This window comes from Aromatoleum toluolicum (genome assembly GCF_012911005.2).
Taxonomy (GTDB): Bacteria; Pseudomonadota; Gammaproteobacteria; order Burkholderiales; family Rhodocyclaceae; genus Aromatoleum; species Aromatoleum toluolicum.
In genome coordinates, this window is the sequence record NZ_WTVS01000018.1 from 59,501 (window position 1) to 79,768 (window position 20,268).

A 20,268-nucleotide genomic window follows, 5' to 3' on the forward strand; every position below is an offset into this window, starting at 1 on the left:
ATCTCTCAGAACAGGAAGTAACGCTGCGCCATCGGCAGCACGTCCGCGGGCTCGCAGGTCAGCAGCTCGCCGTCGGCGCGCACGACATAGGTCTCTGGATCGACGTCGATGGCCGGGGTCGCGTCGTTGTGGATCATGTCCGCCTTCGTCACCTTGCGGCAGCCGCTCACCGCTACGAGCCGCTTCGCCAGCCCCAGCGCCGCGACCGCCGGATTCGCCAGCGCCGCCTGCGACACGAAAGTCACCGAAGTCTTCAGCCCGCCGCCGAAGGCCCCGAACATCGGCCGGTAATGCACCGGCTGGGGCGTCGGGATCGACGCGTTGGGGTCGCCCATCGCCGCCGCCGCGATCATGCCGCCCTTGAGGATCAGCGAAGGCTTCACGCCGAAGAAGGCCGGCTTCCACAGCACCAGGTCCGCGAGCTTGCCGACTTCGACCGAACCCACGACGTGCGAGATCCCGTGCGTGATCGCCGGGTTGATCGTGTATTTGGCGATGTAGCGCTTCACGCGGAAGTTGTCCGCCTTGCCATCACCTCGGGCACGGTCCTGCGGCAGCGGTCCGCGCTGCACCTTCATCTTGTGCGCGGTCTGCCAGGTGCGGATCACGACCTCGCCGACGCGGCCCATCGCCTGCGAGTCCGACGACATCATCGAGAACGCGCCGCTGTCGTGCAGGATGTCCTCGGCGGCGATGGTCTCGCGGCGGATACGGCTCTCGGCGAAGGCGACGTCCTCGGCGATCGCCGGGTCGAGATGGTGGCACACCATCAGCATGTCGAGATGCTCGTCGATGGTGTTCACCGTGTACGGCCGCGTCGGATTGGTCGACGACGGCAACACGTTGGCCTGCCCCACCGCGCGGATGATGTCCGGCGCGTGCCCGCCGCCCGCCCCCTCGGTGTGGAAGGTGTGGATCGTGCGCCCCTTGAAGGCCGCGAGCGTGGTCTCGACGAAGCCCGACTCGTTGAGCGTGTCGGTGTGGATCGCGACCTGCACGTCCAGCTCGTCGGCGACGGTGAGGCAGTTGTCGATCGCCGCCGGGGTCGTCCCCCAGTCCTCATGCAGCTTGAGCCCGATCGCACCGGCTGCGACCTGCTCGCGCAAGGGCTCGGGCAGGCTCGCGTTGCCCTTGCCGAAGAAACCGAGGTTCATCGGAAACGCGTCGGCCGCCTGCAGCATGCGGTGGATATGCCACGGCCCCGGCGTGCACGTCGTCGCGAAGGTGCCGGTCGCGGGGCCGGTGCCGCCGCCCAACATCGTCGTCACGCCGCTCATCAGCGCTTCCTCGATCTGCTGCGGGCAGATCCAGTGGATGTGGCTGTCGATGCCGCCCGCGGTCAGGATCATGCCCTCGCCGGCGATGATCTCGGTGCCCGCGCCGATCGCGATCGTCACGCCCGGCTGGATGTCCGGGTTGCCCGCCTTGCCGACGCCGGCAATACGCCCGTCCTTGATCGCGACGTCGGCCTTGACGATGCCCCAGTGGTCGATGATCAGCGCGTTGGTGATCACCGTGTCCGCGACCTCCGCCGACACCCGCTGGCCCTGCCCCATGCCGTCGCGGATCACCTTGCCGCCGCCGAACTTGACCTCCTCGCCGTAGATCGTGAAATCGCGCTCGACCTCGATCCACAGCTCGGTGTCGGCCAGCCGCACGCGATCGCCAACGGTTGGGCCAAACATTTCCGCATACGCGCGGCGCGAGATCGTCACTTTCATCACAGCGCCCCCCTCATTCCAAGCTACCCATCACGCCGCCGCGGAAGCCATACACCTTGCGCTCGCCCGCCAGCGCCACGAGCTCGACGATGCGCGACTGCCCCGGCTCGAAGCGCACCGCCGTGCCGGCCGCGATGTTCAGCCGGAAGCCGCGCGCCGCGGCGCGGTCGAAGTCGAGCGCGGCATTGGTTTCCGCGAAGTGGTAATGCGAGCCGACCTGGATCGGCCGGTCGCCGGTATTGGTCACCGCCAGCGTCAGCGTCGCGCGACCGGCATTGAGTTCGATCTCGCCGTCGGCGACGAGGGTTTCACCGGGAATCATCTATCTCTCTCCGCAAGGTTGTGAGTCATGGCACCACGTAGCGCCGTGTCGGGTGGGTGTTTGCGGAGCAGGCGAGGACTGTCTGAGCGCAGGCGCGGAAGCGCGCCGCACCGCGCTCATTTGCGTCACCTCCGCCGCGCTGCGTAGCAGCAGCCCGCGGAGCAAATTCCCACCCGCCACGGCGCGGGCAGCCATAACGGGCCATGTCGCCTCACACGATCGGGTTATGCACCGTCACCAGCTTCGTTCCATCCGGAAAAGTCGCCTCCACTTGGATCTCCGGAATCATCTCCGGCACCCCCTCCATCACCTCATCGCGCGCGAGGATCGTCGTGCCCTCGCTCATCAGCTCGGCCACCGTGCGCCCGTCGCGCGCCCCCTCGAGAATCGCGCACGAGATCAACGCGACGGCTTCGGGGTAATTCAGCCTCAGGCCGCGCGCACGCCGCCGCTCGGCGAGCAGGCCGGCGGTGAACAGCAGCAGCTTGTCCTTCTCGCGTGGGGTCAGTTCCATTTGTTCTTGTCCTCGTTCAGGTATTCCCTCAGGTGTTCCAGATGCGCGGCACGCGCATCGGCACGCCGGCGACCGCGGGCCGGACCACCGCCCACAGGCGCGTGAACCATTCGCGCCCGGGCGCGCACGCCGGCCCCAGCCAGCGCGCAACGAGCAAGCCCGGCAACAGCGTCACCGCCCCCTGCCCGGCCACCGGCACGATCGCGCGGCACGCGTCGCGCAAGGCCGCATCGCACTTCGGCGACGCCACCAGCACGCTCCCGACCACCGGCGCGCCCGCGAGTCCCACCGGGGACTCGAGCAAGGGACTGCCGCCCGCGATGCGCCCGCGCTCCAGCCACAGCGGCCGGCCGTCGCGGCGGATGCGTGTGGATACCGCCAGCGCCCCGCGCGTGAAACGCTCGCCCGACGCGGTGCGGCCGAAGCACAACATCTCGGCGCCGACGAAGGCCGCATCGCCGACGAGCTCCACCTCCGTCGCCAATGTGCCGAGGGCACCTTCATAGACGATGCTCTCCTGCGGCAGCCACTCGCACACTGCGCCGTCAGCCACCGCGATGCGCTGCGTCAGCCCTGCCGTCGGCCCCGCGCTGCGATACCACTTGCCGGCACCCGGCGTCGTCAGCAAGGCGTGCGCCCCCGCATCCACCCTGATGTCGATCGCCAGCGAGTCGCCCCCGGCGATGCCGGCCGGCGGATGCAGCACGATGCCGTGGCACACCCCCTCGCCCTCCGGGTACAGCGCCTTCTGCACGCGCAGCGGCCCAAGATGGTGCCGACGCACGAGAACGGTGCGAGCCCCCCGGCGTGCGAACTCGAGCGCGAGTTCGGCGCACCATCCGGATGCGCCCGGCTGCGGCGAAAACGTGGGCTCAAGGCCAGCAAGGGCTTCGACGACGGCATTCATGCACGTCATGTAGCAATCCTCAGGCCAGCCCAAACCGATCCGGGATCCCCGCCACGTGCCGGTCGTCCGCCCCGCATGCCGGCGCCGTTTCGGCTCATCTCAGCTCGTCGGCGAACGCGTGATTGACGTCGCGGTGATGGAGCTCATCCGCGCGCACCGCGATGATGACCTCGCGCAGGCGCGCATCCTCGGCGAGATGCCAGTAATCGATCGCGATCTTCGGCGCCGGGATGTTGGCGTAGGTGCCGTTGTCCACGCCGGCCAGATACTCCGTGTAGCTGTACACCGCCTCCTCCTCGAAATAGCCGACGACGCGATGCGCGGTGCGTGGCGAGATCAGGTACAGCAGGAAGTAGAAGTTGAAGAACACGCCCTGCGCGATCACGATCAGCAACCGCTCGAAACGCGTCGGCTGGGCGACGTGAATGAAGGTCATCAGGTGAATGCGTTCGTTGTCCGCTTCGTCCAGAAGCGTGCGGATCCAGCCGCGGTCGCCTTCCATCCGGCGCAGCGCACGCAGATGCTGCAGCGCGCCGCCCACCATGCCGGGCACGGCCGCCACCGTTTCCAGCACCACCGCACGATGGCCGTAGCGACGCGCGAACACCGTGTCGGCGAAGAAGCGCATCGCCTTGGTGAAGGCCAGCGCAACGCGGTCGGAGAAATCGCGCGGGACGTGGTGTCGCTCGAGCGGAGGAGTATCTGACATAGGCAGCCAAGGGTTGTGAATCAACGCAATGCTCGTCCTTGTTTCGCCCAATCTGATTGATATTGCGGCGCCATTCCGTTCGTTACCGAACACACGGGAAGTTTTTCGCATGAACCGAATCCCAGCCCGTCAGGCACCCGCGGATTTATTCGATCCTGTGCGCGCTGACGTACCGAACATCCGCACCGAGACGGGTAGTGTGGAATCGGCGACAGGAGCATCGCGCATCACAGGCGATCCGGCCGCATCACTCACACGGAGGTCAGTCTCATGAACAGCATCGTTTACATCGTCGGCGCAGTAGTCATCATCCTGGTGGTCTTGTCGTTCTTCGGGCTTCGCTAGAGCATCTGACTGATCGGTTGTCGATCGCCGCGCGAATCCGCGCTTCCGATCCAGGGACGCGCGCTGCGCAATGGTGCATGGCGCGGGTGCGGGTGTAGTCTGACACCGCCTTCCGACAGCCCGTGCGCGCTTCCGCACCCATGCCGACCGACCACGCCACAGAAATCCTCAAGCATCCGGGTGCCTTCGTGCTCCGGACGCTGAAGGCGTTCCGCGCCAACCAAGGCCTGCTGCTGGCCGGCGCAATCGCCTATTACGCGCTGCTATCGACCGTGCCGCTGCTCATCCTCACCGTGATCGGGCTGTCCCACATCATCGGCGAGGACGAGTTGCTGCAGACCCTCGGGCGTTACCTCGAATGGCTGCTGCCGGGCCAGTCCCATGCGATCGTGGCGGAACTGGCGAATTTCCTCGCACACCGCGAGGTCATCGGCTGGGTGTTGCTCGCCACCATGCTGTTCTTCAGCTCATTGGCCTTCACCGTGCTGGAGAACGCGATGTCGGTGATCTTCCACCACCGGGTGGCGATCAGGCGGCGCCACTTCCTCGTCTCGGCCGTGATGCCGTATGTCTACATCCTGTTCCTCGCCTTCGGCCTGCTGCTGGCGACGCTGGTGGCGGGCAGCCTGCAGGCCATGGGCGAGGAACGGGTGGAGCTCCTCGGGCGCAGCTGGTCGCTCGGCGGCGTGTCCGGCGTGCTGCTCTATCTGCTCGGTCTCGCGGGCGAAATCTTCATGCTGACTTCGGTCTATCTCGTGATGCCGGTGGGCCGGCTGTCGCTGCAACACGCCCTGCTCGGCGCGGTCACCGCGGCGCTGCTGTGGGAGCTGTCGCGCCATGTGCTCGTGTGGTACTTCGCCACGCTGTCGCAGATCAGCACCGTGTACGGCTCCCTGACGACGGCGATCGCGGTTCTGCTGAGCCTGGAGGTTGCGGCGACCCTGCTGCTGCTGGGCGCGCAGGTCATCGCGGAATACGAACGCAGCGGCACTGGCGACCCCGACGCACGCCCGCAGCCGTTCACGACCGGGCAGGGCTGACCGGAGCTCGACGTTATACCGACAGCGCCTCGCGCACGCCGTCCGCGTCCATGTTGGCGCCCTCCCCGCGCATCACGATCTCGCCGCGTTCCATCACGAGGTATTGGTCGGCGAGCGAGCGGGCGAAGTCGTAATACTGTTCGACGAGCAAGATGGCCATCTCGCCGGTTTCGGCGAGGCTGCGGATGGCGCGCTCGATATCCTTGATGATCGACGGCTGGATACCCTCGGTGGGTTCGTCGAGGATCAGCAGTCTCGGTCCGAAGGCGAGCGCGCGGCCGATCGCGAGCTGTTGCTGCTGCCCACCGGAGAGGTCGCCGCCACGCCGGCCGAGCATCTGGCGCAGCACCGGAAACATGTCGAAGATGCGCGCAGGCAGCGGAGTGCCGCGCGGCCGGCTGGCGAGGCCCATCAACAGGTTTTCCTCGACGGTGAGACGCGGAAATATCTCGCGCCCCTGCGGCACGAAGCCGATACCGGCGTGCACGCGAGCGTGCGAGGGCGCGCGGGTGATGTCCGCGCCGCCGAAGGTGACCTTGCCGCTGGCAGCAGGCACCAGTCCCATCAGGGTCTTCAGCAGCGTGGTCTTGCCCACGCCGTTGCGCCCGAGCAGCGTCGTGACCTTGCCAAGCGGCACATCGAACGAAAGACCCCGCAGGATGTGGCTACCGCCATAGTATTGATTCAGGTTGTCGACCGTCAGCATATTCCCTGCCTTTCAACACAACACACAGATAAGCCCCGCAGCCAGCCGGATGTGGCGGGTGTTTGCGCAAGGGCGAGGACTGTCTGAGCGCAAGCGCGGAAGCGCGCTGCTGCGCGAGTTCCGCAGCCCTGGAGCAAATACCCGCCACATCCGGCGATTACTCCCCCGACCTCCCAGCACCGCTTTCACAATCGCCCCAAATTCCGCGAGCGATCGGGTCTTGCTGCTAACCGCCGGCCACAGGGGGTATTCCCTCCGCGGCTGCGGAACTCGCGGGACGGCGCGCTTCCGCGCCTCCGCTCAGACAGTCCTCGCCGCTCCGGGAACACCCCCTATGTCCGGCTTGCGGTGTTCGTTATCGAAGACCGCTTCATTCTTTCTTTCTCAGCGGCCCAGATACACCTCGATCACGCGCGGGTCCTCCTGCACCTCCGCGAGATCCCCTTCCGCGAGCACCGATCCCTCGCACAACACCGTCACCTTCCCGCCCAGCGCCTCCACGAACGCCATGTCGTGCTCCACGACGACCAGCGAATGCTTGCCGGCGAGACTCACGAACAACTCCGCCGTGCGCTCCGTCTCATCGTCCGTCATGCCCGCTACCGGCTCGTCCAGCAGCAAGAGCTTCGGCTCCTGCATCAGCAACATGCCGATCTCCAGCCACTGCTTCTGGCCATGCGACAACAGCCCCGCCGGGCGGTCCGCCTCGCGGTCGAGGCGGATCTGCGTCAGCACCGCCGCGATGCGGTCACGGTCGTCGTCGAAGAGCTGCGCGAACAGCGTCCGGCGCACGCGCTTGTCGGCCTTCATCGCCAGCTCCAGGTTCTCGAACGCCGTGTGCTGCTCGAAGATCGTCGGTTTCTGGAACTTGCGCCCGATGCCCGCGTGCGCGATCTGCGGCTCGGTCAGGCGCGTCAGGTCGATCGTCTGGCCGAAAAACGCCTTGCCCGAATCGGGCCGCGTCTTGCCGGTGATGACGTCCATCATCGTCGTCTTGCCGGCGCCGTTGGGCCCGATGATGCAGCGCAGCTCGCCGGCATCGATCGCAAGGCTCAGCTGGTTCAGTGCGCGGAAGCCGTCGAAGCTCACCGTGATGTCCTCGAGATAGAGGATCACGTTGTGCGACAGGTCCAGCGCCCCCGGCTCGACGACGTGGCTGGTCGAGGCGTTGCCGCTCCAGTTCTCGCGCTGGTCCTCGCTCTCCATCGCGGAGCGCTCGAAATCGGTGACGACGCTCATGCCTCGGCTCCCTTGACGGCGGGAAGCTCGGCCGGATCCTTCGCCGACGACCTCGCGGCGGATACTGGCCGGGCGTCGCGATGCACAGTGGGGACCGGTGGCGCATCGGGCGCCGCGGCCGGCCGCGCACGCAGCCGGCGCCACAGGCCGACGACGCCATCGGGCAGGTACAGCGTCACCGCGATGAACAGGAAACCGAGGAAGAACGGCCAGTACTCCGGAAAGGACATCGTGAACCAGCTCTTCGCGAGGTTCACGATCCCGGCGCCGAGCACCGCACCGACGAGCGTGCCGCGCCCGCCGACGGCGACCCACACGGCGATCTCGATCGAGTTCGCGGGGCTCATCTCGGACGGGTTGATGATGCCCACTTGCGGCACGTACAGCGCGCCGGCCAGCCCGCACAGCACCGCCGACAGCGTCCACATGAAGAGCTTGTAGTGCAGCGGGTTGTAGCCGATGAACATCACGCGGCTCTCGGCGTCGCGGATCGCCGCGAGCACGCGGCCGAAGCGCGACGTGACGAGGTAGCGGCCGAGCACGAGGCAGGCCATCAGGAGCGCCGCCGACAGCGCGAACAACGTCGCGCGCATCTCCGGCGAGGTGATGCTGTAGCCGAGGATGCGCTTGAAGTCGGTGAAGCCGTTGTTGCCGCCGAAGCCGGTCTCGTTGCGGAAGAACAGCAGCATCGCGGCGTAGGTCAGCGCCTGCGTGATGATCGAGAAATACACCCCCTTGATGCGCGAGCGGAACGCGAACCAGCCGAACGCGAAAGCGACCAGTCCCGGCACCGCGCCGACCAGCAACAGCGTCCCCAGGAAGGAGTCGGAGCCCGCCCAGTACCAGGGCAGCTCCTTCCAGTCGAGGAACACCATGAAGTCCGGCAGATCGCTCTGGTAGCTGCCGTCGCGGCCGATCTGGCGCATCAGGTACATGCCGAAGGCGTAGCCGCCGAGCGCGAAGAAGAGGCCGTGGCCGAGGCTGAGGATGCCCGCGTAGCCCCAGATCAGGTCCATTGCGACGGCGACGACCATGTAGCACAGGATCTTGCCGAGCAGGCTCACGCTGTAGGCCGACAGGTGCAGCGGGTGGGCCTCCGCCAGCACCGCGTGCGCGACCGGCACGGCAATCCAGGTAATCGCGGCGAAGACCGCCAGCGCGATCCAGCCCGCGCGCGGGGTGCTGTGCAGGATTCGTAGCGTCAATGGGGTGCGCATCGGCAAGACCTCAGCTGTCCGCGAAGCGGCCCTTGAGGGCGAAGATGCCCTGCGGCCGTTTCTGGATGAACACGATGATGAACACCAGCACCAAGATCTTCGCGATCACCGCGCCGGCCCAGCCTTCGAGGAACTTCGCGACGATCCCGAGCCCCAGCGCCGCCCACACCGCGCCGGCGAGCTGGCCGACGCCGCCCAGCACGACCACCATGAAGGCATCGACGATGTAGCCTGAACCCATCGCCGGGCCGACGTTGGCGATCTGCGACAGCGCGAGCCCGCCGAGGCCCGCCACCCCCGAGCCGATCGCGAACGCGAGCGTATCGACGCGCGCGGTGGGCACGCCGACGCAACCCGCCATCGCGCGGTTCTGCGTCACCGCGCGCACGAACATCCCGAGGCGCGTCTTCTGCATCATCAACCAGATGAGCAACAGCACGAACACCGCGAAGCCGACGATCACGATGCGGTTCCACGGCAGCACGACGCCCGCTGCGAGCTCGATGCCGCCCGACATCCACGCCGGGTTCGCGAGCTCGACGTTCTGCGGGCCGAATACGACGCGCGCGCCCTGGATCAGCACCAGCGACAGCCCCCAGGTCGCGAGCAGGCTCTCCAGCGGCCGGCCGTAGAGGTGGCGCAGAACGAGGCGCTCCATCGCGACGCCGACCAGCGCGGCGGCGAGGAAGGCAGCGGGAATCGCCGCCGCGACGTACCAGTCCACGTAGGCCGGCAGGTAGCTGCGGAACAGCCCCTGCACGAGGAAGGTCGCGTACGCGCCGACCATCAGCAGCTCGCCGTGCGCCATGTTGATCACGCCCATGACGCCATAGGTGATCGCCAACCCGAGCGCCGCGAGCAGCAGGATCGAGCCCAGCGACAGGCCCGAGAACAGCGTGCCGACGGTCTCGGCGGTGGCGATGCGGCGGTCGATCGCGTGGATCGCCATGTCGGCGGCGGCGCGCACTTCGCCGTTCGGTTCGACCCACACGTCGCCCTGCTTCTCCAGCAGCGCCGCGAGCAGGGCCTTCACCGCGGGATCGGAGGACTCGCCCAGCGCCCGCGCCGCCTTCAGGCGCTGCGCCGGGTCGGCGGACGAGAGGTTCACGCGCGCCGCCGCACGCGCGAGCACGCCGCGGATCTCGTCGTCGGCTTCGTTCGCCAGGGCGCGCTCGAACAGCGGTAGCAGCGATTGCCCGGCATTGTCGGCCAGCGTGCGCGCGGCCGCGAGACGCTCGCCGCGATCGGCCGAGGCAAGCGCCAGCGCGGCCCGCGCCGTGCCGAGTGCGCGGCGCACGCGATTATTCACGGTGAGGGTTTCCACCGCGCTCGCCGCGAGCGCCAGGGCCTCGCCGTTCGCCGCGGCGACGACGGACTCGCCCTGCACGATCACGGCGCGGCCGCCGGCGACGCCCAGCGCGCCCGCTTCGAGCGCATCGAGCACGCGGCGCGCGTCCTCGCCGCCCGCGACGCCGAGCGCCTCGATCGTGTCGAGCCGGCTCTGGAAATCGCCCGCGAGACCCGCCAAGCTCGCCTCGTCGAGCGCGGCGCGCGCCGGCGCGACGAGGAACGCCAGCACCAGCGCGCAGGCGCACAGCAGTCGTGGCAGAGGCAGTCGCATGATGTCCTTGGTCCCCGGACGCCCCGCGCGCTGCCGGGCGTCGTCATCCGCAGAATTCGAAGAAAACGGGGCCGGCCGCGACCGGCCCCAAAAGTGACACGAGGAGTGATGGCTCGCTTTGCAGCAGGCGGAACGTCCGCCCCCGGGCCGGGCTAGCCGCCGGCCCGGATGTCTCCTCCATCCCCCTTCCTGTTTGTCACGGTCGCCGTCGTTCCCTGCGGCGCGGTGCCGCCGGGGGACGGCGCTTAAAGCTTCTGCTTGCCCTCGTTGCCGGCAATGAACGGGCTCCACGGCTGGGCGCGGATCGGCTCCTTGGTCTTCCACACCACGTCGAACTGGCCGTCGCCGCGCACTTCGCCGATGTACACCGGCTTGTGCAGGTGGTGGTTGGTCTTGTCCATGGTCAGCGTGAAGCCCGAGGGCGCCTTGAAGGTCTGCCCGCCGAGCGCCGCGATGACCTTGTCGGTCTCGGTCGACTTGGCCTTCTCGACAGCCTGCTTCCACATGTAGATGCCGACATAGGTTGCCTCCATCGGGTCGTTGGTGACCACGGTGTCCGCGTTGGGCACGCCGTTCTTCTTCGCCCATTCCTTGTACTTCTTCGCGAACGCATCGTTCTCGGGGTTCTTCAGCGTCATGAAGTAGTTCCACGCCGCGAGGTGGCCGACCAGCGGCTTGGTATCGACGCCGCGCAGCTCCTCCTCGCCGACCGAGAACGCCACCACCGGCACGTCGGTCGCCTTCAGGCCGGCGTTGCCGAGCTCCTTGTAGAAGGGCACGTTCGAGTCGCCGTTGATCGTCGAGATCACCGCGGTCTTCTTGCCCTCGGCGGCGAACTTCTTGATCTTCGCGATGATCGTCTGGTAGTCCGAATGGCCGAAGGGGGTGTAGTCCTCCATGATGTCGGCCTCGGCCACGCCCTTGCTCTTCAGGAAGGCGCGCAGGATCTTGTTCGTCGTGCGCGGATAGACGTAGTCGGTGCCCAGCAGCACGAAGCGCTTCGCGCCGCCGCCTTCGGCACTCATCAGGTATTCCACGGCGGGGATCGCCTGCTGGTTGGGCGCGGCGCCGGTGTAGAAGACGTTCTTCTCGAGCTCCTCACCCTCGTACTGCACCGGGTAGAACAGCAGGCCGTTGAGCTCCTTGAACACCGGGTTCACCGACTTGCGCGAGACCGAGGTCCAGCAGCCGAACACCGCGGCGACCTTGTCCTGGGAAATCAGCTGGCGCGCCTTCTCGGCGAACAGCGGCCAGTTCGACGCCGGATCGACGACCACCGGCTCGAGCTTCTTGCCCATCACGCCGCCGGCCGCGTTGATCTCCTCGATCGTCATCAGCGCCACGTTCTTCAGCGCGGTCTCGGAGATCGCCATCGTGCCCGACAGCGAATGCAACACGCCGACCTTGATCGTATCGGCGGCATGAGCGCCGACGGGCAGCCCGATCGCGGCGATCGATGCGGAAAGAGCCAGTGCCTGGACGAAATTGCGACGCTTCATCGACGGATCCCCCTGATGGAAATTGGTGCAACGCTTGTGCGTTGTCTCCAGTTCCATGGCAAGGGATATGCCAGATACTACAAGCCGATACTTTTCAACGACTTGCCTTCAAGACCGGCGCGCCGCACCGACGGCCGGAGCGCTGCCCCGCCCCGTCGTGACGCACTGCATCAACCCAAGGCACCAGCCCGGTGCGCCGCTCAGCGCCGCCAGAACACCGGCGTCAGCACGACGAGCAGCGTGAAGATCTCCAAGCGCCCGAGGATCATCGTGAAGGAGAGCACCCAGGTCTGGAAGTCGGTCAGCCCCTGGTAGTTCGACGCCGGGCCGAGCGCGCCGAGGCCCGGGCCGGTGTTGTTGAGACAGGCGACCACGCCCGAGAATGCGGTGATGATGTCCAGCCCGGTCGCGGTGAGCAGCAGCGTCAGCGACACGATGGTCACCATGTACATGAAGCTGAAGCCCAGCACCGCGTGCAGGATGTCGTCCGACACCGGCTGCCTGCGGATGCGCACCGGATGCACCGCCTGCGGGTGCAGCGAGCGCACGATCTCGCGGAACACCTGCTTGTACAGGATCATCGCGCGCATCATCTTGATGCCGCCGCCGGCCGAACCGGAGCAGGCGATGAAGCTGCCGAGGAACAGCACCCAGATCTGCGCGAACATCGGCCACAGCGTGTAGTCGTAGGTCGCCAGCCCAAGCGAGGTCGAGATCGACACGACGTGGAAGGCGACGTAGCGCAGCGTGCTGAGGAAGTCCGGGTGGGCGCCGAACTGCATCAGGTAAACCGTGAGCACGACGATGCTCAGCGCGAGCGTCGCGAAATAAAACGGCAGCTCGGGGTCCGCCAGGTAGGGCCTGAGGCTGCGCCTGGCCAGTGCCAGGTAATGCGTCGCGAAGTTCAGGCCCGACAGCAGCGCGAACACGATCACGATCATGTCGACCGACACGTTCCCGAAGTGGCCGAGCGAGGCGTCCTTGCTCGAAAAGCCCCCCAGCCCGACGACGCTGAAGGTATGGATGATCGCCTCCCAGACGTCCAGCCCGGCGATCCACAGGCTCAGCGCGCAGGCCACGGTGAGCAGGCAGTAGGTCATCCACAGGCCCTTCGCGGTCTCGGCGATGCGCGGCGTGAGGCTCTGCTCCTTCATCGGCGTCGGCACCTCGACCTTCATCAGCTGCCGCCCGCCGATGCCCAGCAGCGGCAGGATCGCGACCACCAGCACGATGACGCCCATGCCACCGATCCAGTGCATGAAGGTGCGCCACAGGTTGATCGACACCGGCAGGTGCTCCAGCCCCACCAGCACCGTGCCGCCGGTCGCGGTGAGGCCCGACACCGCCTCGAAGTACGCGTCGGTCACCGACAGGTCGGGAATGAAGTCGAGCAGCGGCAGCGCGCCGAACACCGGCATCACGATCCACGTCAGCGCCACCAGCAGGAAACCGTCGCGCGTGTGCAGGTCGCGCTTGCGCCCGCGCGTCGGCAGCCACATCAGCAGGCCCGCCGCCAGCGTGATGAGCACCGCGTGGTCGAACGCGACCGTCGCGCCGTCGCCGACGAACCACGACACCGCAAGCGGGAACAGCATCAGCACGGCGAACAACATCACGATCAGGCCCAGTGCGTTGAGCACCGGGTGGGAATCTCCGCGCCACCTCATAGGAAGCCGAAGCTCACCTGGAACAGCTTCTCGACCTGGCGCACGAGCTTCTTGTGCGTGCAGAACACGATCACGTGGTCGCCGCTCTCGACGACCGTGTCGTGATGCGGCATCACCACCAGCCGGCGCGCGACCTTGCCGTCGGGCCGCAACTCGTCGCGCACGATCGCACCGATGGTCGCGCCCGTGGGCAGCGCGATGTCCGCGATCGCGCGGCCGACCACCTTGGAGTCCTTGCGCGTGCCGTGGGCGATGATCTCCAGCGCCTCCGCGGCACCGCGGCGCAGGCTGTGCACGGCAACCACATCACCCTGGCGCACATGCTGCAGCAGCGAGCCGATCGACGTCTGCGCCGGCGAGATCGCGATGTCGATCGGCCCCCCCTGCACCAGATCGACGTAGCTGCGGCGGTTGATCAGCGCCAGCGTGCGATGCGCCCCCATGCGCTTGGCGAGCGACGCGGACATGATGTTGTCCTCGTCGTCGTTGGTCAGCGCGAGGAACATGTCGGCCTCGTCGATGCCCTCGTTCTCGAGCAGCTTCTCGTCGGTCGAGTCGCCGCGCAACACCAGCGCGCGGTGCAACTGGCTGGCGAGGAACTCCGCGCGCCGGCGGTCGACCTCGATGACCTTGACGTTGTGATCCTCCTCGATGCCGCGCGCCAGGCGCAGGCCGATGTTGCCGCCGCCGGCGATGATGATGCGCCGGATCGGCCGGTCCTCGCGCCGGATCTCGCGCATCACCTGGCGGATATGCACCGTCGCGGCGAGGCAGAACACCTCGTCGCCGGCCAGGATCATCGTGTCGCCCTCGGGGATGATCGCCTCGCCGTCGCCGCGGTAGATCGCCGCGATGCGCACCTCGACGTTGGGCATGTGGTAGCGCAGCGCCTTCAGCGGATGCCCCACCAGCGGCCCGCCCTCGAAGGCACGCACGCAGATCAGGCTCAGCACCCCGCCGGCGAACTCCATGACCTGCAGCGCCTCGGGAAAGGCCACCAGGCGCTTGATGTAATCCGTGACGATCTGCTCCGGGCAGATCGAGAAATCGACCGCGAAGTTGTCGTCGTCGAGCAGTTCCGGGTGATCGACGAAGTCGCTCGAACGCAGCCGCGCAACGCGCGTGGGCAGGTTGAACAGCGTCTTCGCGACGCGACACGCGCACAGGTTGGTCTGGTCGGACTGCGTCACCGCGATCAGCAGGTCGGCGTCGTCCGCCCCGGCCTCGCGCAGCACCGACGGCGACGCGGCGTTGCCGATCACCGTGCGGAGCTCCAGGCGGTTGCGCAGCACCTCCAGATGCTCGGCACTGGTGTCGATCAGGGTGATGTCGTTGGCTTCGGAGACGAGGTTTTCCGCCACCGACGCGCCGACCTGGCCCGCCCCGAGGATGATGATCTTCACCTGAAAGACGCCCCGAACGTTATGGAAGCCAGATTCTACGCGAGCGGCCGGCCTGCGCAGCGCGACTGTTGTGCGACCGCCTCAATCCCTCACGTCTCCTCGGTGCGCCGGCTGCCGTGCAGGCCGAGCTGCTTGAGCTTGCGGTACAGGTGCGTGCGCTCGAGGCCGCTCTTCTCCGCCAGCCGCGTCATGTTGCTGCCTTCGAGGCGCAGGTGGTGTTCGAAGTACAGGCGCTCGAAGGCCTCGCGCGCCTCGCGCAGCGGCTGGTCGAGCGATACCGCGACCGCACCCTCGTTGGACGGGATCAGCAGCCGGCGCACGTCGGTCAGCGCGATCTCCTCGTCCAGCGTCCCCAGCGCCAGCGACTTCACCGCCGCGCGCAGCTCCGCATAGCCGCCCGGCCAGGTCTGCGCGCGCAACGCGTTCAGCGCCGCCGTCGAGAAGTGGCGGCGCGGCACCTCGCCCGCCTCCACGAGGTGCAACAGCAGTTGCGCGGCGATCTCCGGCAGGTCGTCGCGCACGTCCGCGAGCGAGGGCGGCGCCAGGCTCACCTCGAACAGGCGCACCGCAAGCGACTCCTCCCAGCCCTCGCGCACCAGCGACTCCAGCGTGTGGTCGGTCGCCACCACCAGGCGCAGGTCGTAGCGCTCCAGCCGTTCCAGCGCGAACGCGAGGTTCTTCTGCTGCGTGCGCGACAGGCGCGCGAGTTCGCCGACGAACAGTACGCCGCCCTGGCAGGCCTGCAGCTGGTTCACGTCCAGCGCTGCCGACACGGCGGCGAGATCCAGCCACGGCGCCGCCTTCGGCTGCACGCTGCGCGCTGCGAGCTCCGCGATGCTGCCCTGCCCCACGCGCAGCAGCAGCACGCGCGAATTGACCACCACCTGCTGCACCAGCCGCGCCAGTTCGCGCAGCGGCGCCGAGCGCGTGAAGGCCGCGAGCGTCAGCGGCGCCGGCGCACCGGGAGCGGCCGGGCGCTGCAGGCCGCGCTTCACGGCCGACAGCAGCTTCTGCAGGCCGATCGGCTTCTCCAGATAGTCGATCGCGCCGATGCGCGTCGCCTCGACCGCGGTGTCGATCGTGCCGTGTCCCGACATCATCACGACCGGCATGTTGAGCTGGCCGTTGGCCGACCACTCCTTCAGCAGCGTAATGCCATCGGTATCGGGCATCCAGATGTCCAGCAGCACGAGGTCCGGTCGCCGCGCATTGCGCACCGCGCGCGCCGCGGCGGCGTTCTCCGCCAGCGCCACGTCGTGGCCTTCATCGCGCAGGATCTCCGACAGCAGTTCGCGGATTCCGACTTCGTCGTCAACGATAAGTATGTTTGCCATCTGTCACTAATCACATTTCCGCGGAAGCGAGGCGCAGGCGGATGCGCACCTCGGCCCCGCCGGTTTCGCCGTTCAACAGGCGAACCTCGCCACCATGTTCGTCGATGATCTTCTTGACCATCGCCAGCCCCAGCCCCGTCCCGCGGCTCTTGGTCGTGAAGTACGGTTCGAACGCGCGCGTCAGCAGCTGCGCCGGAAAGCCCGGCCCGTTGTCGCGCAGCTGCAGCGCCACGCGGTCGCCTTCGAGGCGCGTCGTCAGCGTGACCACGCCGCCATCCTGCCCCGCGAGCGCGTCCTCCGCATTCTGCAGCAGGTTGTGGATCACCTGCCGGATCTGGCTCGCGTCGCCCGCCACCGGCGGCAGGTTGCGCCCCAGCTCGGCGCGGATCATCACCGGCGAACTCTCATACAGGTTCAGCACCTCGCCGACCAGCGCGTTGAGGTCGAGGCGACCGAGCACCGGACTCGGGAGCTTCGCATAATCCCGGAAATCGTTCACCATGTTTTTCATCGCCTCGACCTGATTCACGATCGTGCGCGTCGCCCGTTCGAGCACCTCCCGCCCCTCGTCGTCGAGCCGGTCCGCGAGCTTGTACGCGAGCCGCTCGGCCGAAAGCTGGATCGGCGTGAGGGGATTCTTGATCTCGTGCGCCAGCCGGCGCGCTACCTCCGCCCACGCCGCGGTGCGCTGCGCGGCGATCAGGCGCGAAATGTCGTCGAACACCACCACCAGGCCGCCGCCCGAGGCCTGCGGCAGGCGCGCACCGTGGATCAGCAGCGTCTGCGTCGCCCCTTCCTGGGACACCAGCTCCAGCTCCTCGTGCCAGTCGCCGGCGTTGTCGGCGAAGCCCTTCACCAGCGCATCGCGAAAGCCGTGGTGCTTCGGCCACTGCGCCAGCGTGAGCTCCTCGTAGCCCTCCAGCTCGTCCTGCAGGATCGCCATCGCGCCGGCGTTGGCCGCCCGCAGCTTGCCATCCGCGGCGAACGCGAGCACGCCCGTCGACAGGTTCGCGAGCACGCTCTCGAGGTAGGCGCGCGAGGATTCCACCGCGGCGCGGCTGCGTTCGGCGAGATCGCGCGCCTCCACGAGCTGGCGCGTCATGCGGTTGAAGGACTGCGTCAGCACGCCCAGCTCGTCGCGCGCCGGCAGCGCCTGGCGCGGGCTGAAGTCGCCCTGCGCCACCGCCTGCGTGCCCTCCGCGAGGATCAGCAGCGGCGCCACGAGGCGCCGCGACAGCACGAAGGCCACCGCGACCGCCGCGAGCAGCGCGACCAGCAGAGTCAGCGTCAGCGTCAGCGTGTAGATGCGGTTCAGCCCCGCGCGACCGAGGGTCAGCTGCTGGTACTCGCGATAGGCCTCCTGCACCGCCTCCGCGTTGCGCACGAAAGACTCCGGCACCGCCTGCATCAGCTGCAGGTAATGGGTATCCATGTTGAGCGTGCGCGACGGGATGGGCACCACCACGCGTATCGTCAGCCCCGCGCCCGCGCGGCTGTCGACCACGTGGTAGCGCTGCGTCTGGCGCGCCTCGCGCAGCTGCGCGGTGCTGGGCAGCTCGGGAAAGAGTCCGCCGAGGCCGTCCGAGACCGTCGCGACGATCTGCCCCGAAGGCCCGATCACGGTCGCGCTGGCGACGCCCGCCTGTTCGCGCAGGCGGTTGAGCAGCGTCGGCGGCACCGGCTCGACCCCCTCGAGGTCGAGCGCCATGTCGCGTGCCTTGTCGCTCACCTGGCTGGTGAGGTAGTCGAGCGCATTCTGCCCCAGCGCGATGCCGCCCTCGAGCGCCGAATCGACGCGCACGTCGAACCACGACTCGATACTGCGCACCACGAACTGCAGCGACACGGCATACACCACGACGCCCGGGAGCAGCGCCATCAGCGCGAACATCAGCATCAGGCGGTACTTCAGGCGCGAGCCGAACTGGCGCGTGCGGTACTCGCGCCACAGGCGGCGCAACTGGAAGGCGACGAGCCCGAGCAGCGCGACGACGATCGCCCCGTTGATCGCGAGCAGGTAGCGATAGCTCTCCGCGAAGAGATCCGTGTTCGAGGTCGCGGACGCCAGCAGGAACAGCGAAATGCCGGCGATCGCCGCGACGACGACGAGGAGCGTGCGCTTCATGGCGTGGCGCCTGCGAGGAAGGACCAGCGCAGCCAGTCGGTGGCGAGGTTCCAGTCGCTGCTGCCGATCGCCGTCACCTGGAAGGGCTTGGGCAACATGTTGGTATCGAGCTGGAAGCGCAATGCCGCGCGGTACGTGGTGCCCACCTTGAGCTCGCTCACCGGCACGATCTGCCAGTTGCGGATGCGCTGCATCGTCCGCACCGCCGCCTCCAGTGTCTCGAAACTCTGGTGGAAATTGCCGACCGACAGCCGGTAGCTGCGCGCGATCGCGTTGTAGGTGAGGCGGAAGTTCAGCGCCCGCTCGGCGACCACCTCGTCCAGCCAGTACCAGCGGTCGCGCTCGACGACGAACTGCGCGCTGAAGTACAGCGACACGCCGCGATTGACCGCCTCCACGAGGCGCGGATTGAGTTCGAGGTCGATGTCGGCATTCACGACATAGCCCTCGTCGCCCGACACGATCTCGGCGTAATCGATACGCCCCTCGGCCAGCGCCGCGAGCGGCATCAGCAGGCACAGCGCGAGGGCGGCCAGTGCGCGCTTCATCCGCTCAGGCACGCTTGGCGAGCAACGCATAGTAGAAGCCGTCGTGGTCCGCGTGCGGCAGAAGCTGACGCGCGGGCCGGCCGTCGATATCCACCCGCAGCGCATCGGCGTGGCGGGCACAGAAGCGCTCGATCTGGCGCGCGTTCTCCTCGTCGAACACCGAGCAGGTCACGTACAGCAAGCTGCCGCCCGGCGCCAGCGTCGGCCACAGCGCGTCGAGGATCTCCGCCTGCTGCGCCGCGAAGCGCGCGATGTCGTCGGCACGACGCAGCCACTTGATGTCCGGGTGTCGGCGGGCGACGCCGGACGCCGAGCACGGCACGTCCGCGAGGATGCGGTCGAACGGGCGGCCGTCCCACCATTTCGCGCGCTCGCGGCAATCGGCGGTGCGCACCTCGCCCGCCAGCCCCAGCCGCGCGAAGTTGTCGGCGATGCGGCGGGTGCGCACCGGGTCCAGTTCGAGCGACAGCAGCTCGACCGGCGCGGTCTCGAGGATGTGCGCCGACTTGCCGCCCGGCGCGGCGCACGCATCCAGCACCCGCTGACCCGCCGCGAGATCGAGCCAGCGCGCGGCCCACTGCGCCCCGGCGTCCTGCACCGACACGCGGCCAGCGGCGAAACCCGGAAGCGCCGCGACGGCGACCGGCCGCTCGAGCACCAGCGCGTCGTTGGCCAAGCGGCGGTGCCCCAATCCGGCCGTCTCCAGCTCGCTCGCGTACGCGTCGACGCTGCCGCGCAGGCGATTGACGCGCAACCCCATCGGCGGCCGTTCGTTGCCCGCGGCGAGCGCCGCCTCCCAGTCGTCGGGGAAGGATGCGCGCAGGCGCTCGATCCACCATGACGGATGGCGGTAGTACGCCGCCTGGTCGGCGACCAGCTCCGCATCGAGCTCGGCGGCGTTGCGCTGGCGATTGCGCAGCACCCCGTTCACCACCCCCTTCAACGGCGGCATCAGCGCCGCAGCCGCCTCGACCGCCTGGTTCACGACGGTGTGCGCCTGCTCCGGACGGGACTCGAGGCGATGCAGCGCAACCAGCAGCAAGGCGTGGATCGACTCCGGCAGCGGCTTGTGCAGCAGGCGGCGCAACACCGCGTCGCCACGCCCGTAGTCGCGCAGCGTACCCCACGCCAGATCGCGCACGGCGCCGCGCGTCCCATCGGGCCAGTCCGGATGCTGCGCGAGCATCCCTTCAAAGGCATCGGTGAGGTTCGCCCCGGCCAGCACCGACTCCACGAGGGCCGCGGCGCAGCTGAAGCTGAAGGCGAGGCTGTCGGCCGGCAGTACGGCGGAAGGTCGCTCGGGGCGCGCAGATCGTGTCGGTCTGTGATTCTTCAAAACTTGGCACTCGCT

At 68.1% G+C, this 20,268-nt stretch carries 17 protein-coding genes; 1 reads left to right on the plus strand and 16 read right to left on the minus strand.

From position 1 onward, the window contains the following. Positions 1-5: 5 nt before the first annotated feature. The 5 genes from ureC to GPA27_RS10435 form a co-directional block, all read right to left on the minus strand. Positions 6-1,721 carry an urease subunit alpha gene (gene ureC / locus GPA27_RS10415; RefSeq protein WP_169140190.1) on the minus strand — a complete coding sequence of 572 codons (1,716 nt, stop codon included), beginning with the start codon at positions 1,719-1,721 and terminating at the stop codon, positions 6-8. A gap of 13 nt (positions 1,722-1,734) precedes the next feature. Further along, positions 1,735-2,043 (minus strand): urease subunit beta, encoded by a 309-nt coding sequence (locus GPA27_RS10420; RefSeq protein WP_169140192.1) that lies wholly within the window; start codon positions 2,041-2,043, stop codon positions 1,735-1,737. Between the two features lie 211 nt (positions 2,044-2,254). Beyond that, complete coding sequence (gene ureA / locus GPA27_RS10425) at positions 2,255-2,557, minus strand: urease subunit gamma (RefSeq protein WP_169140194.1); 303 nt, start codon at positions 2,555-2,557, stop codon at positions 2,255-2,257. 28 nt (positions 2,558-2,585) lie between these two features. Then, positions 2,586-3,464 carry an urease accessory protein UreD gene (locus tag GPA27_RS10430; protein WP_169140242.1) on the minus strand — a complete coding sequence of 293 codons (879 nt, stop codon included), beginning with the start codon at positions 3,462-3,464 and terminating at the stop codon, positions 2,586-2,588. 94 nt (positions 3,465-3,558) lie between these two features. Beyond that, complete coding sequence (locus GPA27_RS10435) at positions 3,559-4,173, minus strand: alternative oxidase (RefSeq protein ID WP_169140196.1); 615 nt, start codon at positions 4,171-4,173, stop codon at positions 3,559-3,561. A gap of 467 nt (positions 4,174-4,640) precedes the next feature. On the opposite strand from GPA27_RS10435, the gene GPA27_RS10440 reads away from it, so the two are divergent. Next, positions 4,641-5,558, plus strand: coding sequence for a YihY/virulence factor BrkB family protein (locus GPA27_RS10440; protein ID WP_256222892.1), 918 nt, complete (start codon positions 4,641-4,643; stop codon positions 5,556-5,558). A 13-nt stretch (positions 5,559-5,571) separates the two neighbouring features. On the opposite strand, the gene urtE is transcribed toward GPA27_RS10440, so the two are convergent. From urtE to rsmB, 11 genes are all read right to left on the minus strand, one after another. Further along, positions 5,572-6,264 carry an urea ABC transporter ATP-binding subunit UrtE gene (gene urtE, locus GPA27_RS10445; protein WP_169140198.1) on the minus strand — a complete coding sequence of 231 codons (693 nt, stop codon included), beginning with the start codon at positions 6,262-6,264 and terminating at the stop codon, positions 5,572-5,574. A gap of 384 nt (positions 6,265-6,648) precedes the next feature. Continuing rightward, a complete protein-coding gene (gene urtD / locus GPA27_RS10450) occupies positions 6,649-7,503 on the minus strand; it encodes an urea ABC transporter ATP-binding protein UrtD (protein ID WP_169140200.1) in 855 nt (284 codons plus the stop codon). Further along, complete coding sequence (gene urtC, locus GPA27_RS10455) at positions 7,500-8,720, minus strand: urea ABC transporter permease subunit UrtC (RefSeq protein WP_169140202.1); 1,221 nt, start codon at positions 8,718-8,720, stop codon at positions 7,500-7,502. The genes urtD and urtC overlap by 4 nt, the downstream gene beginning before the upstream one ends. 10 nt (positions 8,721-8,730) lie before the next feature. Continuing rightward, positions 8,731-10,341 carry an urea ABC transporter permease subunit UrtB gene (urtB, locus tag GPA27_RS10460; protein WP_169140204.1) on the minus strand — a complete coding sequence of 537 codons (1,611 nt, stop codon included), beginning with the start codon at positions 10,339-10,341 and terminating at the stop codon, positions 8,731-8,733. A 245-nt stretch (positions 10,342-10,586) separates the two neighbouring features. Then, positions 10,587-11,840 (minus strand): urea ABC transporter substrate-binding protein, encoded by a 1,254-nt coding sequence (gene urtA, locus GPA27_RS10465; protein WP_169140206.1) that lies wholly within the window; start codon positions 11,838-11,840, stop codon positions 10,587-10,589. A 200-nt stretch (positions 11,841-12,040) separates the two neighbouring features. Next, positions 12,041-13,507 carry a TrkH family potassium uptake protein gene (locus GPA27_RS10470; RefSeq protein WP_169140208.1) on the minus strand — a complete coding sequence of 489 codons (1,467 nt, stop codon included), beginning with the start codon at positions 13,505-13,507 and terminating at the stop codon, positions 12,041-12,043. Beyond that, positions 13,504-14,910 carry a Trk system potassium transporter TrkA gene (gene trkA / locus GPA27_RS10475; protein WP_169140210.1) on the minus strand — a complete coding sequence of 469 codons (1,407 nt, stop codon included), beginning with the start codon at positions 14,908-14,910 and terminating at the stop codon, positions 13,504-13,506. Before trkA ends, GPA27_RS10470 begins: the two co-directional genes overlap by 4 nt. 89 nt (positions 14,911-14,999) lie before the next feature. Next, positions 15,000-16,244 (minus strand): sigma-54-dependent transcriptional regulator, encoded by a 1,245-nt coding sequence (locus tag GPA27_RS10480; protein ID WP_169140212.1) that lies wholly within the window; start codon positions 16,242-16,244, stop codon positions 15,000-15,002. A 10-nt stretch (positions 16,245-16,254) separates the two neighbouring features. Further along, complete coding sequence (locus GPA27_RS10485) at positions 16,255-18,369, minus strand: sensor histidine kinase (protein WP_169140214.1); 2,115 nt, start codon at positions 18,367-18,369, stop codon at positions 16,255-16,257. After that, positions 18,366-18,917 (minus strand): DUF4390 domain-containing protein, encoded by a 552-nt coding sequence (locus tag GPA27_RS10490; RefSeq protein ID WP_169140216.1) that lies wholly within the window; start codon positions 18,915-18,917, stop codon positions 18,366-18,368. Before GPA27_RS10490 ends, GPA27_RS10485 begins: the two co-directional genes overlap by 4 nt. Before the next feature lie 4 nt (positions 18,918-18,921). Beyond that, positions 18,922-20,253 (minus strand): 16S rRNA (cytosine(967)-C(5))-methyltransferase RsmB, encoded by a 1,332-nt coding sequence (gene rsmB, locus GPA27_RS10495; protein WP_211164924.1) that lies wholly within the window; start codon positions 20,251-20,253, stop codon positions 18,922-18,924. Between the last annotated feature and the right edge of the window lie 15 nt (positions 20,254-20,268).

What these genes read in the sequence shown, in the direction of transcription:
- GPA27_RS10420 (WP_169140192.1), bottom strand. Translation starts at nt 2,043, where the DNA reads ATGATTCCCGGTGAAACCCTCGTCGCCGACGGCGAGATCGAACTCAAT.
- urtB (WP_169140204.1), bottom strand. Translation starts at nt 10,341, where the DNA reads ATGCGACTGCCTCTGCCACGACTGCTGTGCGCCTGCGCGCTGGTGCTG.
- GPA27_RS10430 (WP_169140242.1), bottom strand. Translation starts at nt 3,464, where the DNA reads ATGAATGCCGTCGTCGAAGCCCTTGCTGGCCTTGAGCCCACGTTTTCG.
- GPA27_RS10435 (WP_169140196.1), bottom strand. Translation starts at nt 4,173, where the DNA reads ATGTCAGATACTCCTCCGCTCGAGCGACACCACGTCCCGCGCGATTTC.
- urtA (WP_169140206.1), bottom strand. Translation starts at nt 11,840, where the DNA reads ATGAAGCGTCGCAATTTCGTCCAGGCACTGGCTCTTTCCGCATCGATC.
- GPA27_RS10490 (WP_169140216.1), bottom strand. Translation starts at nt 18,917, where the DNA reads ATGAAGCGCGCACTGGCCGCCCTCGCGCTGTGCCTGCTGATGCCGCTC.
- GPA27_RS10480 (WP_169140212.1), bottom strand. Translation starts at nt 16,244, where the DNA reads ATGGCAAACATACTTATCGTTGACGACGAAGTCGGAATCCGCGAACTG.
- ureC (WP_169140190.1), bottom strand. Translation starts at nt 1,721, where the DNA reads ATGAAAGTGACGATCTCGCGCCGCGCGTATGCGGAAATGTTTGGCCCA.
- ureA (WP_169140194.1), bottom strand. Translation starts at nt 2,557, where the DNA reads ATGGAACTGACCCCACGCGAGAAGGACAAGCTGCTGCTGTTCACCGCC.
- urtD (WP_169140200.1), bottom strand. Translation starts at nt 7,503, where the DNA reads ATGAGCGTCGTCACCGATTTCGAGCGCTCCGCGATGGAGAGCGAGGAC.
- GPA27_RS10470 (WP_169140208.1), bottom strand. Translation starts at nt 13,507, where the DNA reads ATGAGGTGGCGCGGAGATTCCCACCCGGTGCTCAACGCACTGGGCCTG.
- urtC (WP_169140202.1), bottom strand. Translation starts at nt 8,720, where the DNA reads ATGCGCACCCCATTGACGCTACGAATCCTGCACAGCACCCCGCGCGCG.
- GPA27_RS10485 (WP_169140214.1), bottom strand. Translation starts at nt 18,369, where the DNA reads ATGAAGCGCACGCTCCTCGTCGTCGTCGCGGCGATCGCCGGCATTTCG.
- urtE (WP_169140198.1), bottom strand. Translation starts at nt 6,264, where the DNA reads ATGCTGACGGTCGACAACCTGAATCAATACTATGGCGGTAGCCACATC.